This window comes from Pedobacter westerhofensis, from assembly GCF_900182595.1.
Lineage (GTDB): Bacteria > Bacteroidota > Bacteroidia > Sphingobacteriales > Sphingobacteriaceae > Pedobacter > Pedobacter westerhofensis.
Genome location: NZ_FXTN01000010.1, coordinates 107,475 through 123,812 on the forward strand (window position 1 = coordinate 107,475; position 16,338 = coordinate 123,812).

Consider the following 16,338-nt stretch of genomic DNA (forward strand, 5'->3'; position numbering starts at 1 on the left):
GAACAAAGTTACGTTGTTAATCGGGATTATTCAACAAAACCGTAATTATGTCCCAAATGCTATAAACCCATATAGCTATGAATGTAATACTCTCAAAATTTTGCATTATCTATCAAAATATAAAATTCGTTAAACAAAATGACGGATCACTTGTAATATAAAGGAGTAAAACGGCCGGTGGCATGGTTTTAGCGATTGTCTCAAAAGTGTAATCTTTACCAAACATATATCAATTGAATAAATACGTACGCAAAAGTCTTAAGGTCATTTTATGGGTAGTTGCCAGCATTATCATGCTTGTGATCCTTATTGCTGTGGCCCTGAATATTCCGGCAGTTCAGAACTTCGTGAAGGACAAAGCTATTAGCTATCTTAAAAACAAAACACATACTGAAGTTAGCCTGGAGAGCGTAAAGATTGCACTCCCTAAAGATGTAGTACTGAACAAATTTTATATGGAGGATAAAAAAGGAGATACATTATTGTACGCTCAGAAATTATCCGTCGATATCAGTCTTCTCAAATTACTCAGTAATAAAGTAGAGATCAACAACATAGAGCTGGAGAAAATCAGGGCAAATGTGACAAGGATCAACCCGGATACCACATATAACTTCTCTTTCCTGATAGATGCTTTCATGTCTGAACAGAAGAAACCGGATGCCGAAGTGGATAAAGATACTACTTCCACCATGAAGTTTTCAATCAACAAAATCAGTCTGAAAGATATTGGGATCGTTTACAGGGATGACGTAGCTGGTAATGACGTCAGCGTGCGCCTTGGAGAATTCGAAACTAATATCAAAGATTTCGACATGGAACATCAGCACTATGTGATCAAAAATCTGTCCTTAAAAAACACCACTTTAAAATATCTGCAGCAGAAACCGCTTACAGCACTCACCAATCAGATACAAAAAAGTTTAGATACTGCACAGGCTCCGGCAGGAAAGCTACCACTTGTAGAAGTACAGGATGTGGCATTTAACAATGTAAAGATCAATTATGATGATATGCTGTCGGATACCCGCGCAGATTTAAACATCAACGAACTGACATTAACGAAACTGTTCGCTGATCTGACCAAACTTGATATTAAACTCGATGATGCTACCCTAAACAAATCCGACATTCTCTTTGCGTTTAAACCTGCTACCCCGGTAAAAGGCGCCGCAACAGATACAGCAGCGGCAAAACCATCAGCGATGGCCGTATTGGTGAGCAAACTGAACCTGGCTGATAACAATATACAGTTTGATAACCTGGCCGTAAAACCCCTTGCCAAAGGCATGGATTTTAACCACTTGAAGATTAAAGGGCTCGGACTTGGTGCAGAAAACCTTTCTTACAGTGCTGCCGGTATCAAAGTAAACGTCAAAAACGGGGCTCTGAAAGAGAAAAGTGGATTTGAACTGAGCAAACTGCAGGGCGATGTGATCTATAACGACAAAATGGTAAAGCTTAGTAACCTTGTCTTCAAAACACCTAACACGAATATTGAAAACAATACAGAACTAAATTATACCTCGCTGGAGGACCTTACCAAACACCCGGAAAGGGTAAAACTATCTTTACAGGTTAAGAATACTACCCTCGGACTAAAAGATGCGACCTACTTCAGTGATGCCGTTCCTGCCAGCTACCGGAATGAGAAGATCAAAGTTACCGCCAATGTAAAAGGCTATATGAACAACCTTTCTATTCCGCAGTTACAGATCAGCGGTTTAAAAAGTACGCGGATCGATGTAAGCGGTACGGTAAAAGGCCTGCCTGATGCAAACAAGGCTTATCTGGATCTGAATATCAAAAGGTTCTCCATGACTAAGGGAGATCTGCTGGTGCTCATCCCCAGGAAGTCCCTCCCTGCCAACATTACACTGCCTAATTTCATCACCGCAAATGGTAAGTTCAAAGGCTCAATGACCAACTTTAATACCGGGTTTAATATCAATACGGATATGGGCTCGGCAAAACTGCTGGCAACAATGAAGGGGCCAAAAGGAAAGGAAAGTTATACAGCAAATATCGCCCTTAATAACTTTAACGTAGGCCGACTGATTAAAATGCAGCCTCAGCTGGGCAGGATCACTGTGAAAGCAAACGTAACCGGTACCGGCCTCGACGCAAAAACGGCCGCTGCAAAAATAAACGGACAGCTGATCAGCGCATATTACAACAAATACACCTACAGAAACCTGTTATTAAGCGGTACCTACGCTGCACAAAAACTGAATATCAAAAGCAGCATGGCCGACAGCAATGCCAACTTCAGCCTCACCGCTTTTGTAAATATGGCCGGTAAATATCCGGCTGTAAAAGCTGACCTGAACCTCAAACAGGTAGACCTGCAAAAACTTAATTTCAGTGCTACAGAATTCAGAATGGCTGGTGTAGTGAAAGCGGATATCAAAACTGCCGATGCCGATTACCTTAACGGGGATGTCAGCATCCGGGGGCTTCAGCTGGTGAAAGAAGGACAAAAGATCAATGTGGATACAATCGATATACATTCAGAAGCCACAGCAACAAATAACCTGTTAACGTTAAAATCAGAATTGCTTAGTGCCCGGGTGGATGGTAAATACCAGCTCACTAACTTAGCTGCGGCAATGACCAACCAGATCAATAAATATTACAAGTTTGGTGTAGTCACCAGGGTTCCTGATCAGCGCTTCAGGTTTAGTGTAAAGATCTACAACCCAAAATTCATTAAAGACTTTGTACCTGCACTAACCACCTTCTCCCCTTCTTACATGAACGGGATCATCGATACGCAGAAAGACAGCTTAAAAATCAATGCCTGGTTCCCGCAGGTGGTTTATGGCGATTATAAAGTAGACAGCACAAGACTAACCGTAGATAACTCAGACAACCGCCTTTTCTACAAACTTTTAGTGGGACATATCCAAAGCCCTTCTATTGCCTTATACGGAACAGAACTCAGCGGGATAGTTTCAAATAACCTGTTAAATATCGATTTGATCCTGCGCGACAGAAAACTGAATGACAGATATGTACTGGGCGGTTCATTCAAATCCCTGGGCGAAGATTTCCAGTTCAAGTTTGATCCTAAAAGGATCCTGCTGGATTATGAAAGATGGTCAGTTTCACAGGACAACTATATACAGTTTGGCAAGTCGGGTATCCTGGCTAACCAGTTTAACCTGAGCCAGGGATCACAACTCTTAAGTATCAACAGTGTAAATGCTACGCCTAACTCACCATTAAAGGTAGAGTTTAAGGACTTCAAAATAGAAACGCTGACCAAATTCGCAGAGCAGGACAGCGCGCTTGTTGGCGGACTGATCAATGGTACTGTAGATGTGAACGACCTGATGGGCAGCCCTAAGTTTACGGCAAACATGACGATAGACAGGCTCCGTTACCAAAAGGACCAGCTGGGAACGTTACGTGTTGCAGTAAATAACAATACACCAAACGCCTACGAAACAAACATCGCCTTATCAGGTGTGCATGAGCTGAGACTGAACGGATTCTATTATACCAATGATCCTGCGAATGCACTCGATTTAACACTGAACGTAGATAAGATAGACCTGAAATCCCTTGAAAGTGTTTCTATGGGACAGATCAAAAACGGCTCAGGAACAATCACCGGTGCGCTGACCGTAAAAGGTGCTATTGCTGCACCAAAAGTATTGGGAGATGTGAAATTTAACCAGGCAGCTTTTACGGCTACCTATGTGAATTCATATTTCAGGATGCCGAACGAGACCATCAGCTTTACACCGCAGGGAGTAAATTTCAACAACTTTACCGTAATCGATTCACTGAACAAAAAAGCAACCATCAGCGGCGGGATCCTCACCACAGACTATACCAACTTTAAGTTCAATATGGATATCAAAACACAGAGCTTCCGTGTGATGAATTCTACGGCCCTTGATAATGATATGATCTATGGAACGGTATTCTTAACCAGTAATATTAAGGTGAGAGGAGATTTGAACCAGCCGGATGTGAATATGAATATCAAAGTAGAGAAGGGCACAAAATTCTTCTTTGCTTTGCCGGCAGATGATCCGTCGGTAATCGACCAGGAAGGTATCGTACAATTTATTGACGCCGATGCACCTCCGTTCAACGGACAGAAAGCATTGCATGCGGATAGTATCAGCAAAGCCCCTGTAAAAGGGATCAACCTCACAGCTAAACTGGAAGTAGATCCTGAAGCTGAGCTTAACGTGGTTGTAGACCCGGCCAATGGCGATGCGCTGAAAGTTAAAGGTGATGCAGACCTGACGGCTACGATGGACCCAAGCGGGAAGATCAGCCTGACCGGACGTTATGAAATCAAAGACGGATCTTATAATTTATCTGTTGGGCCATTAGGCAAAAAAGAATTTAAACTGGTTTCTGGAAGTACGATCGTATGGACAGGAGATCCGATGTCTGCAAATGTGAATCTTACCGCATTGTATGAAGTAAACGCTGCACCAATAGACTTACTGGGTGATCCTACCCAAATTGAGGCCAAAACCAAACTGCCTTTCCAGGTTTACCTGATGATGAAAGGAGAATTGCTGAAGCCTATCATATCGTTCAAACTTGACCTGCCGGAAAATGAACGCGGAGCATTAAGCGGACAGGTATATACCAAACTGCAGAATGTAAACAGAAACGAAAGCGAGCTGAACAAACAAGTGTTTGCCCTGCTGGCATTGGGCAGGTTTATTGCCAACAATCCTTTTGAAAGCCTTGCCGGCGGCGGTGGCGGTGTATCTACTCTTGCCAGATCAAGTGTGAGTAAATTACTGACCGAGCAGCTGAACAACCTTGCTTCAGACCTGATCAAAGGTGTGGATATTAATTTCGGTGTCAATTCGTCCGAAGATTATTCTACAGGATCACTGCAACAAAAAACTGACCTCGAAATCGGGGTATCAAAAAAACTGCTGAGCGATAGGTTAACCGTAACCGTGGGCAGCAGCTTCGGACTGGAAGGGCCGCAGGCTCCCGGACAAAGCTCTACAAATATTGCAGGGAATGTCAATGTGGAATACACGCTATCAAAAGATGGCAAGTATCGCTTAAGGGCTTACAGACGTAACCAGAATGAAGGCGTGATCGAAGGCCAGATCATCGAAACCGGATTAGGATTTGCCCTGGTAGTGGATTATAATAAGTTTAGGGAGATCTTCCATAAAAGATCAAGAAGAATCAGAGAAAACCAAGAACAGAAGCCTACAAATGAAAAAACTAATTAAACCCAGCTTACTTATATTCGGATGTTTAGTATGGGCTGCCTGCAGCAACACTAAATATCTGAAACCCGGTCAAAAATTGTACACGGGCGCTGAGGTTGTGATCAATCCTGATTCATCAGCAAAAATTGAAAATCAAAAAGATGTTAAAAGTGATCTTGAAGCTAAAGCAAGACCAAAACCCAACAAATCAATTTTTGGCTTGAGGCCAAAACTATATATCTACAACCTTGCCGGCGAACCTAAAAAGCCCAAAGGTTTTAAACACTGGCTGAGAACTAAAGTGGGCGAACCACCGGTATTGCTCACAGAGGTGAAACTTAAAACGAATGATGCGGTGATGACCAGTTTCCTGATCAGTCAGGGATATCTGCAAAATGTGGTCACCGGTGATACTGTTACCAAAGAGAAAACCGGTAAAGCCGTGTATACAGTAAATACCGGTATAAGATATAAGATCAAAAGTATTACTTTCCCCAAAGACACCGGCAACCTCACCAGGTTGATCAATGAGAACAAAGGAAATTCAGTGCTCAAAGTTGGCAATTACTATGACCTTGATGCGTTTAAAAATGAACGTATCCGGATAGATAATGATCTCAAAGAACACGGATACTTTTATTTCAGCCCTGATTATCTGATCCTGCAGGTGGACAGTACCATCGGTAAAAACCTTGTTGATATCACCGTTAAGGTGAAAGACATTGCCCCCGATGCAGGATTGAAACCTTATACGATCAAGAACATCAATATCTATCCGAGTTACTCCCTGCGAAGAGACAGCGTACTCAGAAAGCTTACTCCAATGGAATATCATGATTTCAGGATCTACGATAACCGCAATACATTTAAGCCGAGGGTTTTTGACCGACTGGTCTTCTTTAAAAAAGATGAGCTGTATAACAGGACAGACCATAACCAGTCGCTCAACAGGATGGTAAATATCAACGCTTTTCAGGATGTAAGAGCAGAATTTTTACCACTGGACAGCTTTAAAAATGACCAGCTTGACCTGAACATTTACCTGACGCCTTTGAAAAAGAATTCCCTGACCTTTGGCGTAACAGGAACCAGCAAATCCAATAACTTTGTGGGATCAGAAGTTAAAGTTACCCAGACTACCAGAAACTTATTCAGAGGTGCAGAACAATTGGATGTAAGTGTAAGCGGCGGGTTCGAAACGCAGGTGAGCGGGCAACAGACACAAAACCTGAACTCCTACTCCTTCACTGCTGAAGGAAAACTAACCTTCCCGCAGTTTATCGTGCCTTTTTACAAACCCAGAAGTACAAACGCCTTTATACCCAAAACCATTACCTCACTTTCTTATCAGCAGCTGAGCCGCGGATCACTGTACAAACTCAACTCATTTAAAGCAGAGTTTGGATACAACTGGAAAGAAAACAAATACAAGGAACATACTTTTAATCCAATATCTATCAATTACGTACAGCCAAACCTTCCCGCTGATTCAAACAGACGGAAGCGCCTGTTCGACTCTATTCCCGGTCTGCGCTATACTCTGGAAAAACAGTTTATTATTGGAAGTAACTACAGTTTCACCTACACCAATCAGATGGAGGAGAATAGAAGGAATAACATCTATTTCAACGGGAGCATAGAAACCGGCGGAAATGTTTGGGGTGCCTTTGTTCCAAAAGATAATGCAGGACAAAGATCCATCTTTAATGTCCCGCTAACGCAGTTTGTAAGGCTGGAGACAGATTTAAGGGATTTCTATAAGATTACCCGTAATGTGACCTGGGCTAACCGCCTCAATCTGGGCTATGGTTATGCCTATGGCAACAGCAGTTCACTTCCCTTCGTCCGCCAGTTTTTTGCCGGAGGAAGTAATGATATCCGTGCATTTCCAGCCAGAGCATTGGGCCCTGGAACGTACAAAGTTGATCCCAACCAGTCCTTTGCCGATCAGGGTGGTGATATCAAAGCCATGCTGAATACCGAACTCAGGTTCAAGCTGGTGAGCATTCTTTATGGTGCTGCCTTTGTTGATGCCGGAAATATCTGGCTGCGCAAGGAGGATTTGGGCACACCAGCAACCGGGACTGATGCGGCGATACCTGGAAGGCCGGGCTCCGGCTTTAAGTTAAGCAGGGCGCTGAGCGAGATGGCCGTTGGAACCGGCGCAGGCTTACGTGTTGACGCTACCATCTTTGTGATCCGTTTGGATGTAGCATTTCCGATCAGGAAACCTTACTTACCGGAAGGCGAGAGATGGGTACTGGATAAGGTGGCATTTGGAAGCAGTACCTGGAGAAGCGACAACTTAGTTTATAACATCGGGATCGGGTATCCATTTTAAACAACAGTATGAAAGTAGTACATAAATTAAGACATTTCTTTATCGCACTGTATCACCTTTTTGTGGCAGCAGGAAAAGGATTTGTGGAAGACCGGATCACCAAACTAAGTGCAGCTCTCGCATATTATACCATCTTTGCACTTACACCACTCATCATTATTATCATTGCCGCAGCAAGTATATTTTTTAGTCACAAACTCAATCCCGGTACTGAATTATTTAGTCAGATCAGTGGGATGGTTGGACGGGATGCGGCAAAACAGCTGCAGGGATTTGTTGAAAACGCTAATCTTACGGGTAGAAGTACTATCGGGCTGATTATAGGTATTGTAACACTTATTATTGGTTCAACTGCGATATTTATCGAGATACAAGACAGCATAAATATCATATGGAAGGTAAAAGCCATACCTAAAACAGGATGGAAAAAAATGCTTATTAATCGTTTGCTTTCTTTTTCCCTGATTATTTCGATGGGCTTTCTACTCCTGGTGTCACTGGTAATCAACAGTGTTGTTGTAGCCATGGGTTCCAAACTTGGTTATGTACTGAATAATTCGAAATTTGGAGAAGCTATCCCTCTGGCCAGCGACACCACTACCCTGATCATTTACATACTTAACAATGCAATCACTATTGCAGCGGTTACAGCAGTTTTTACTACTATATTTAAAGTACTGCCCGACGTAGACCTGAAGTGGAAATCGGCGATAATAGGGGCACTGTTTACTGCCTTGCTATTTAGTCTTGGCAAATATCTTATCGGTATCTATATTGAAAAAGGAAATCCGGGCTCCGCTTTTGGTGCTGCCAGCTCTATTATTGTGATTCTGTTGTGGATCTACTATACGTCGATTATCCTATATTTCGGCGCCGAATTCACACAGGCCTATGCAGAAAAATATGATGGGGGGATCAGGCCAAGCAAATATGCAGTGCATACGCAGATCACCATTGTGGAAGAAAAAGTGGATGTTTTACCTCCGCAGCATCCTGAAGAAACAAAAGCAGAACCAGCCTAAGCTGATTCTGCAATTTCTACAATATCTTCAGAAACCGCAGCGGTAGCTGCTTCAGCATCTGCAGACACTAACTCTTCGATCGTGTCTTTTTCGATTCTCAGGTTACGGATAATATGCTGCTGCCTGTCGGGCGTATTTTTGCCCATATAATATTCCAGCAGGTTTTTGATCGTCTGGTCTTTCAGGATCACAGGGTCAAGCCGGATATCTTTTCCAATAAACAATCCAAACTCATCAGGTGAGATCTCTCCCAACCCTTTAAACCTTGTGATCTCAGGCTTACTGCCCAGTTTAGTAATGGCATTTCTGCGTTCTTCATCACTGTAGCAATAGATCGTTTCCTTTTTATTACGCACCCTGAACAATGGCGTTTGCAGGATATAAACGTGCCCTGCCCTCACCAGATCCGGGAAAAACTGCAAAAAGAAGGTCATCATCAGCAGCCTGATGTGCATACCATCCACATCGGCATCGGTAGCGATCACAATATTGTTATAATGCAGCCCGTCAAGTCCGTCTTCAATATTCAGCGCATGCTGCAAAAGATTAAACTCCTCATTCTCGTACACCACCTTTTTGGTCAGCTCATAACAGTTCAGCGGTTTACCTTTCAGGCTAAAAACAGCCTGGCAATCCACATCCCTTGATTTGGTAATTGAACCCGATGCAGAGTCTCCTTCGGTGATGAAAAGCGTAGTCTCATAACGCTTATCGTGGGTAGTATTAAAGTGGACCTTGCAGTCCCTTAATTTCTTATTGTGCAGAGATGCTTTTTTTGCACGGTCGTTCGCCAGCTTTTTGATACCGGCAATATCTTTACGCTCACGCTCAGACTGCAGGATCCGTTTTAACAACGCATCAGCAACATCTGTATGTTTGTGCAGGTAATCATCCAGTTCCTTCTTTACAAAGTCATTGATAAACGTACGTACAGAGGGCCCTTCGGGACCCATGTTCTGAGAACCCAGCTTGGTTTTGGTCTGCGATTCAAATACAGGTTCCTGCACACGTACAGAGATCGCTGCAATGATCGAAGCCCTGATGTCAGAAGCTTCGTATTCTTTTTTGTAGAACTCACGGATGGTTTTTACCACGGCTTCCCTAAAGGCAGCCTGGTGTGTACCGCCCTGTGTAGTATGCTGTCCGTTCACAAAGGAATGGTAGTCCTCACCATATTGCTGCCCGTGGGTCATGGCGATCTCGATATCATTCCCTTTCAGGTGGATAATCGGATAGCGGATGTTTTCTACGTCGGCAACTTTATGCAAAAGGTCGTACAACCCGCGTTCAGAGAAATATTTCTGGTTATTGAAATTAACCGTTAGCCCTGTGTTCAGGAACACATAGTTCCAGATCATGCTTTCTACAAAATCAGGGATATAGTGGTAATTTCTAAAGATACTCTCATCGGGATAAAAAGTAATGGCTGTACCATTACGCTGGGTAGTATCGATAATAGGATGATCAACAACGATCTCTCCTTTTGAAAATTCTACTTTTTTTGTTTTGCCGTCACGATAAGACTGTACCATAAAGTTGGTAGAAAGCGCGTTTACCGCCTTAGTACCCACTCCATTCAGCCCTACAGATTTCTGAAAGGCGTTACTGTCGTATTTACCGCCTGTATTGATCTTGGAAACACAGTCGATCACCTTTCCCAAAGGAATCCCCCGGCCATAATCACGTACATTTACTTTCGAATCAGAAACGGTAATATCGATTGTCCTGCCGGAACCCATTACAAACTCATCGATAGAGTTATCCATGATCTCCTTGAGCAACACGTAGATACCGTCATCCTGTGCAGAGCCATCACCTAACTTTCCGATATACATACCAGGACGCAACCTGATGTGTTCCTTCCAGTCGAGCGACCGTATACTGTCATCGTTATAAATAGGTTCTGCCATAAATATCTAGAATATCTTCAAATTTAGTGAAATATGCGTGTTTAAGGATATACAGTTTTCAACAAATGCACAATTTAGCTACAAACAGTAGCAAAATTGCTAAAAACCCCCTGCTCCATTTACGTCTGTACTCAAAATTTCACTCATGTAATCCAAAAACGGGCGCATGTTCTGGTACACCCTAGCTGCCTCTTTTACAAAAGAAGGGCTTAGTACTTCTGCATCAGTAAACCTTTTAACCAGCAGAAACTGTTTGTAGCGCAGTAAGTCTATCGCCACGTGATTACGGTCAAAACCTTTCGGTGTGGTTTTTACCTGTTCACCTTTCAGGTTTCCAAAGGTATTAATGAAAGGCTTGCTGCCAAGTATTTCTCTCAATGCGGCCGGATCTGCCGCAATTTCTTCACGGATACGCTTCAGATCCTGCGCATTCGGGTTCTGGAAGCCTCCGGCCATAAAGGTGTTTCCCGGTTCGATCCTAAAGTAATATCCTCCCCTGCGCTGCTTGCCCAGGCGGGAAAAATGCCCGTTGAAATAATGTTTGTAGGGAATTTTCTCTTTAGAGAACCTGGTATCCCGGTAAATGCGGCTGAGGCTTTTTTTTCCCGAGGCAGTTTCAATAACGTCCTGCGTGTTCAATTCAGCCAGCAGGGCGCCGGCAAAGCTTTCGATATATTCCTGCTGCTCAAGAAATTCATCTTTATGTTCATTAAACCATTCGCGGTTATTATTCGCTTTCAATGTTTTTAAAAACTCCAGGCTTGATGCCGGGATTTGTATTGCTGATTTTGACATATGCTAATAATAACAATGAAATAGAATTTCTGCTTCATCTAAACCTATTTATTTTCATAATTTAAGGCTTTTATTTCCAACTCATGTCAAAACCAATCATAACCGGCCTGATGTCTTACGGCATGTCCGGAAAGATCTTCCACGCACCCTTTTTAGCAAGTAACCCCGGCTTTTTCTTTAAAGCGGTAGCAGAGCGTCATGAAAAAACCGCAGCGCTGAAATATCCCGGGCTTAAAAGTTATGACAGTATCGAAGAGCTGCTTGCTGATGATGAAATTGAACTGATTGTAGTAAATACCCCCAACTATACGCATTACGACTTTGCAGTACGGGCGTTGCATGCGGGGAAACATGTTTTGATTGAAAAGCCGGCAACAGTGACCTGCGCAGAAGCAAAGTCTTTGTTTGCCCTGGGGCGGGGTTTAAATTTAAAAGTGATGATTTATCAGAACCGCAGGTATAACAGCGATTTTCTTTCTGTTAGAGATGTGATTGAAGGTGGTAAACTCGGAAAGCTCCTCGAAATACACTTTAGGATAGACCGTTATCGTATGGCTATTGGTGGTAAACAGTTTAAAGAAAGCAAAGATGTACCGGGAAATGGGTTGATGTATGATCTGGGGTCCCATCTGATCGATGGGGCAATCAGTATTTTAGGTAAACCACTGAGTTATACCAAAACAACTGCGGCGCACAGGCCGGGTTCAGAGGTAGATGATTACTTTCATTTTCATCTGAAATATCCTGCTCAGCTCAATGTATATCTCACATCCGGCCTCCTCATCGCTGAACCGGAAGCCGGATTTGTGGTACATGGCACATCAGGCAGTTTTTTAAAGATGCGTACAGACATTCAGGAGTCGCAGCTGATGAAGGACATGCTTCCGGACGAAAATGATTTTGGCATAGAAGCAGAGGGCAGCGAAGGAAAGCTGGTCACCATCAATGGAGATGAAAAATCTGTTGAAGCATTGATAGCACCCAAAGGCGCGTATAACGAATTGTTCAATGTAGTACATCATACAATCCGCAGCAACACCCCCTTTCCAATTACCGAAGAACAAATCATCTGGCAGCTGGAGATGCTGGAAACTTAAATACTTACAAATGAATTTATACAGCATCCTGAATGCGATACACTAATTGTATTTAATATCAAGATCCCCTTCAGCATGGCTGGCCCTGAATACTATCTGATATTTTTCATTATTGCTGTTATCTAATCTGACAGAATCAAGAACAGCTCCATTTATATTTCGCTGTATTACAGTTTTCGAATTACGCTTTATTTCCATGGAAATCTTACCTTTTTTCAGGTTTACGGTATATTTAAGGATAAACCCGCCCTTTCCATCTCTTTTTACCTGAAAGTCCTGTTTGCCGTTAAATTCTTCAAATGAGGCATAACTATGTCCTTTTGTATCTCCGCCCTGCCAGTGTTTTGTATAATTTGGAAACTGATAAAATGTTAAAAGTAAATACACGTAACTTCGAATAATGATAGTCAATAATAAATTCATGATCTTATTGTATGATTAGCAGGCCCATCCTGCTTGTTCCGTAGAGAGCTAATGATATGCCAGATCAAAATTTCCGCACAAATAACTATAAAACAACATTTTACGAATAACTAACTATAATGCCCCTGTTCAAAAACGAACGGTATGTCCAGTTGTGAACGGCCTGATATGTTAGATATAAAGATTGAATTCTATCCTTGGAAAATTCATTGTAAGTTGATTATATTCGATTGTTCAACCAAATAATCAAGATATGCAACAAGTAATAAAAAACGGGATAACTGTGGAGAGCACCATCAATGCTCCTGTAGAAAAAGTATGGGAATATTGGAACAGACCGGAGCATATCACCAAATGGTGTGCTGCCTCGCCAGACTGGCATGCTCCATATGCCGACAATGATCTGCGCGAGGACGGCAGGTTCAAAACTACGATGGCGGCAAAAGATGAAAGCTTTAGTTTCGACTTCTCAGGCATTTATACCATTGTTAAAGAAAATGAGCTGATCGCATACACACTGGATGACGGCAGAAAAGTAAGTATTGCTTTCAGCAGCACTGAGGAAGGAACCAAAGTGACGGAAACATTCGAACCTGAAGACACTAATCCCCTGGAAATGCAGCAGGGCGGATGGCAGGCTATTCTCAACAACTTTAAGAAATATACAGAATCGGCCGTTTGATCCATTTTTTATTCATTTCCTTTGCTACTTTTGTATGTAAAAAAACATCCCTCCTGAATGCCGATTAAAGAGCTGCCGTTACGAAAGGAAATTGCCTATGCAGCGGGTATGATGGGATGGAGCACAATGACAAATATCATTATTGTCATGCTGCCTTACTTCTACCTGCCACCTAATAATTCGGGGCTTACACCGCTTGTTCCGCAATTACTGGTCTTCGGTGCTTTCAATATTCTTTCACTGATTGCTGCTTCAGGAAGGTTATTCGATGCTTTTTATGATCCCTTTATCGCTTCGGTAAGTGATGGGAGCGAAAATCCAAAAGGCAGAAGGATCCCGATTATGAGCTATGCCATTCTTCCGGCAGTGCTCTTTTGCGCACTCGTTTTTCATCCGCTTTACATTGCCGAAACTACTTCAAATGCATGGTGGCTTACGCTGATGCTCATCTGCTTTTTTATGTCGGTGACCACCTATATCATACCGTATAATGCCTTGCTGGCAGAAATGGCCCATACCCCGCAGAAAAAAGTGAAGCTCTCTACCTTTCAGCAGGTAGGTTTTGTGATGGGGATGATCATGTCTGCCTTAACCAACAACTTTGCAGATCTGATCCAGGACACATTTGATATCCCACAGCGGATGGAAGCCCTGCAATATACAATTTACGGACTGAGCATCTTCTCAGGCATTGCGATGGCCATTCCGGTGCTCTTTATCAAAGAGAAGAACTACAGCGAAGGCAAACCAACGCATGTGGCCCTGCTTCCTGCCATAAAAAGCACCTTCAGGAATAAGAACTTTAAATATTATCTGATATCTGACTTCTCTTATTATACTGCATTAAGTATCATTTCAAGCGGATTGTTATATTTTGTTACTGTATTGTTGGGCCTGCCGGAATCTAACGGGGGCATGTTCATGGGCATCATGGTAGTGCTGTCGCTCCTGTTTTATCCCTTTATCAATTACGGTGCTAAAAGATTTGGCCGCAAAGCACTGGTGATCGCTGCCTTCGCAGTGCTGAGCCTGATCTTTGTGACCATTTATTCTCTGGGCAGGCTGCCCTTTCATCCCAGGGTACAGATGTTTATTCTGGTTACTTTTGCCTCTTTCCCGCTGGCGGCACTGGGTATTCTGCCCAATGCGATCCTGGCAGATATTGCACAAAAAGATACCGAAGAAACGGGTGAAAATCATGAAGGAATGTTCTTCGCGGTAAAATATCTGTTCGTAAAACTGGGTCAAACGCTGGGCATTGCAGTATTTGCCATGCTCACAGTTTATGGAAAAGATCCCGGAAATGACTTCGGGCTTCGTTTAAACGGGGTTGTAGGCTTTGCCCTTTGCATTCTGGCCCTCCTGTTTTTCAGCCGGTTTAAAGAAGAGCAATAGTTACAGAACTTATCCGTATCTTTGTATCAAATTAATTAAAATACATACACATTGTTATTCGAAGAATTAAACCTGATTGAGCCTATTTTAAAAGCGCTGCAAACAGAGGGTTATACTAACCCAACCCCTATACAAGAACAATCTATTCCTACTATATTAACCAGCAGAGACTTATTGGGCTGCGCGCAAACGGGAACCGGTAAAACGGCCGCTTTTGCCATTCCAATGCTGCAACTGCTGAATAAAGAGCACGCGAATGCCAAAGGTCCTAAACCGATCAGGGCACTGGTATTAACACCAACACGTGAACTTGCCATCCAGATTGAAGAGAGTTTCAAGGCATATGGAAAGAACCTGCCCCTGCGTCACCTGGTGATTTTTGGTGGTGTTGGCCAGAAAGCACAGACGGATGCTTTGCACCGCGGTGTAGATATCCTGATTGCAACTCCGGGAAGATTGCTCGACCTGATGAACCAGGGATTTATTAACCTGAAAGATGTAGAGATCTTTGTACTGGACGAGGCCGACAGAATGCTTGACATGGGCTTTATCCATGACGTAAAGAAAACGATCGCGAAACTGCCTTCTAAAAGACAGACGCTGTTTTTCTCTGCAACGATGCCGCCTGAAATCCAGAAGCTTGCCAATACAATCTTAACTGATCCATTGAAAGTTGAAGTTACCCCGGTATCATCAACGGCAGAGAAAATTGAGCAGTCTATCTATTATGTAGATAAGAACGATAAGAAAAACCTGCTGATCCATATCCTGAAAGATAAAACGATCGCAACAGCACTGGTTTTTACCCGTACCAAACATGGTGCAGACCGTATTGTGAAAGACCTGATCAAAGTTGGTGTAAAAGCCGAAGCGATTCACGGTAACAAATCACAAAACGCACGCCAGCGTGCTTTAACAAACTTTAAAGATAAAACCACACGTATCCTGGTTGCTACTGATATCGCCGCAAGGGGTATTGATGTGGATGAACTAACGCATGTAATCAACTATGAACTGCCAAACGTTCCTGAAACTTACGTACACAGGATTGGCCGTACAGGCCGTGCGGGTAACAGCGGGATCTCTTTCTCTTTCTGTGACGGAGAGGAAAAAGAATACCTGGATGATATCGAAAAACTGATTGCGATCAAAATCCCTGTTCAGGAAGATCATCCTTACGCAATGAGCTGGCAGAGCCTGATGTCTGGTGCTGCAGCAGCAAAGGCAAAAGGTAAAAGCAAGCCTGCAAGAGGCGGGCGCCCGGAAAGAACGGAACATAAACCAAACCTGAGCGGTGCAAGAAAACCGGCAGGCAATGGTGGTGGTGGGAACCGCAGATATAATAACTCAAGGCCAAAAGCGAAAACAGATTAGTGATAGATCTGTAGTAAGATCATCTTGCTTCGCTGAAAAAAGAAACTCTGATTTTGATGCCTTCTGCCGCTGAAACGCGCCAGAAGGCATCA

Annotated in this window: 10 protein-coding genes; 7 read left to right on the plus strand and 3 right to left on the minus strand. The window is 43.0% G+C overall.

What is annotated here, in order from left to right; all coding sequences use genetic code 11:
• The first annotated feature begins 233 nt into the window (after positions 1–233).
• Genes FN831_RS19270 through FN831_RS19280 form a run of 3 tightly spaced genes read left to right on the plus strand, consistent with a single transcriptional unit; the run spans position 234 to position 8,570 of the window.
• Complete coding sequence (locus tag FN831_RS19270) at positions 234–5,228, plus strand: translocation/assembly module TamB (protein ID WP_142529828.1); 4,995 nt, start codon at positions 234–236, stop codon at positions 5,226–5,228.
• On the plus strand, positions 5,212–7,548 hold the full coding sequence (gene tamL, locus FN831_RS19275) for a translocation and assembly module lipoprotein TamL (protein WP_142529829.1): 2,337 nt from the start codon (positions 5,212–5,214) through the stop codon (positions 7,546–7,548). Before FN831_RS19270 ends, tamL begins: the two co-directional genes overlap by 17 nt.
• Before the next feature lie 8 nt (positions 7,549–7,556).
• Positions 7,557–8,570, plus strand: coding sequence for a YihY/virulence factor BrkB family protein (locus FN831_RS19280; protein WP_142529830.1), 1,014 nt, complete (start codon positions 7,557–7,559; stop codon positions 8,568–8,570).
• Here FN831_RS19280 and FN831_RS19285 read toward each other — a convergent pair.
• Both FN831_RS19285 and FN831_RS19290 read right to left on the minus strand, forming a co-directional pair.
• Positions 8,567–10,480, minus strand: coding sequence for a DNA topoisomerase IV subunit B (locus FN831_RS19285; RefSeq protein ID WP_142529831.1), 1,914 nt, complete (start codon positions 10,478–10,480; stop codon positions 8,567–8,569). The genes FN831_RS19280 and FN831_RS19285 overlap by 4 nt on opposite strands.
• Positions 10,481–10,579: 99 nt before the next feature.
• The gene (locus tag FN831_RS19290; RefSeq protein WP_142529832.1) at positions 10,580–11,275 is read right to left on the minus strand and encodes a DUF2461 domain-containing protein; all 696 of its coding nucleotides are present in this window, start codon (positions 11,273–11,275) and stop codon (positions 10,580–10,582) included.
• An 83-nt stretch (positions 11,276–11,358) separates the two neighbouring features.
• Here FN831_RS19290 and FN831_RS19295 point away from each other — a divergent pair, with 83 nt between their 5' ends.
• Entirely contained in the window at positions 11,359–12,372 is a 1,014-nt protein-coding gene (locus FN831_RS19295) for a Gfo/Idh/MocA family oxidoreductase (protein ID WP_142529833.1), read from the plus strand.
• Between the two features lie 42 nt (positions 12,373–12,414).
• On the opposite strand, the gene FN831_RS19300 is transcribed toward FN831_RS19295, so the two are convergent.
• Positions 12,415–12,795 carry a hypothetical protein gene (locus FN831_RS19300; RefSeq protein ID WP_185960544.1) on the minus strand — a complete coding sequence of 127 codons (381 nt, stop codon included), beginning with the start codon at positions 12,793–12,795 and terminating at the stop codon, positions 12,415–12,417.
• A gap of 253 nt (positions 12,796–13,048) precedes the next feature.
• Between FN831_RS19300 and FN831_RS19305 the strand changes: the two genes are divergently transcribed.
• From FN831_RS19305 to FN831_RS19315, 3 genes are read left to right on the plus strand one after another with little or no spacing between them, the layout of a single operon-like run.
• Complete coding sequence (locus tag FN831_RS19305) at positions 13,049–13,477, plus strand: SRPBCC family protein (protein WP_142529835.1); 429 nt, start codon at positions 13,049–13,051, stop codon at positions 13,475–13,477.
• 57 nt (positions 13,478–13,534) lie between these two features.
• Positions 13,535–14,872, plus strand: coding sequence for an MFS transporter (locus FN831_RS19310; protein WP_142529836.1), 1,338 nt, complete (start codon positions 13,535–13,537; stop codon positions 14,870–14,872).
• 51 nt (positions 14,873–14,923) lie between these two features.
• Entirely contained in the window at positions 14,924–16,246 is a 1,323-nt protein-coding gene (locus tag FN831_RS19315; RefSeq protein ID WP_142529838.1) for a DEAD/DEAH box helicase, read from the plus strand.
• The last annotated feature ends 92 nt before the right edge of the window (positions 16,247–16,338 follow it).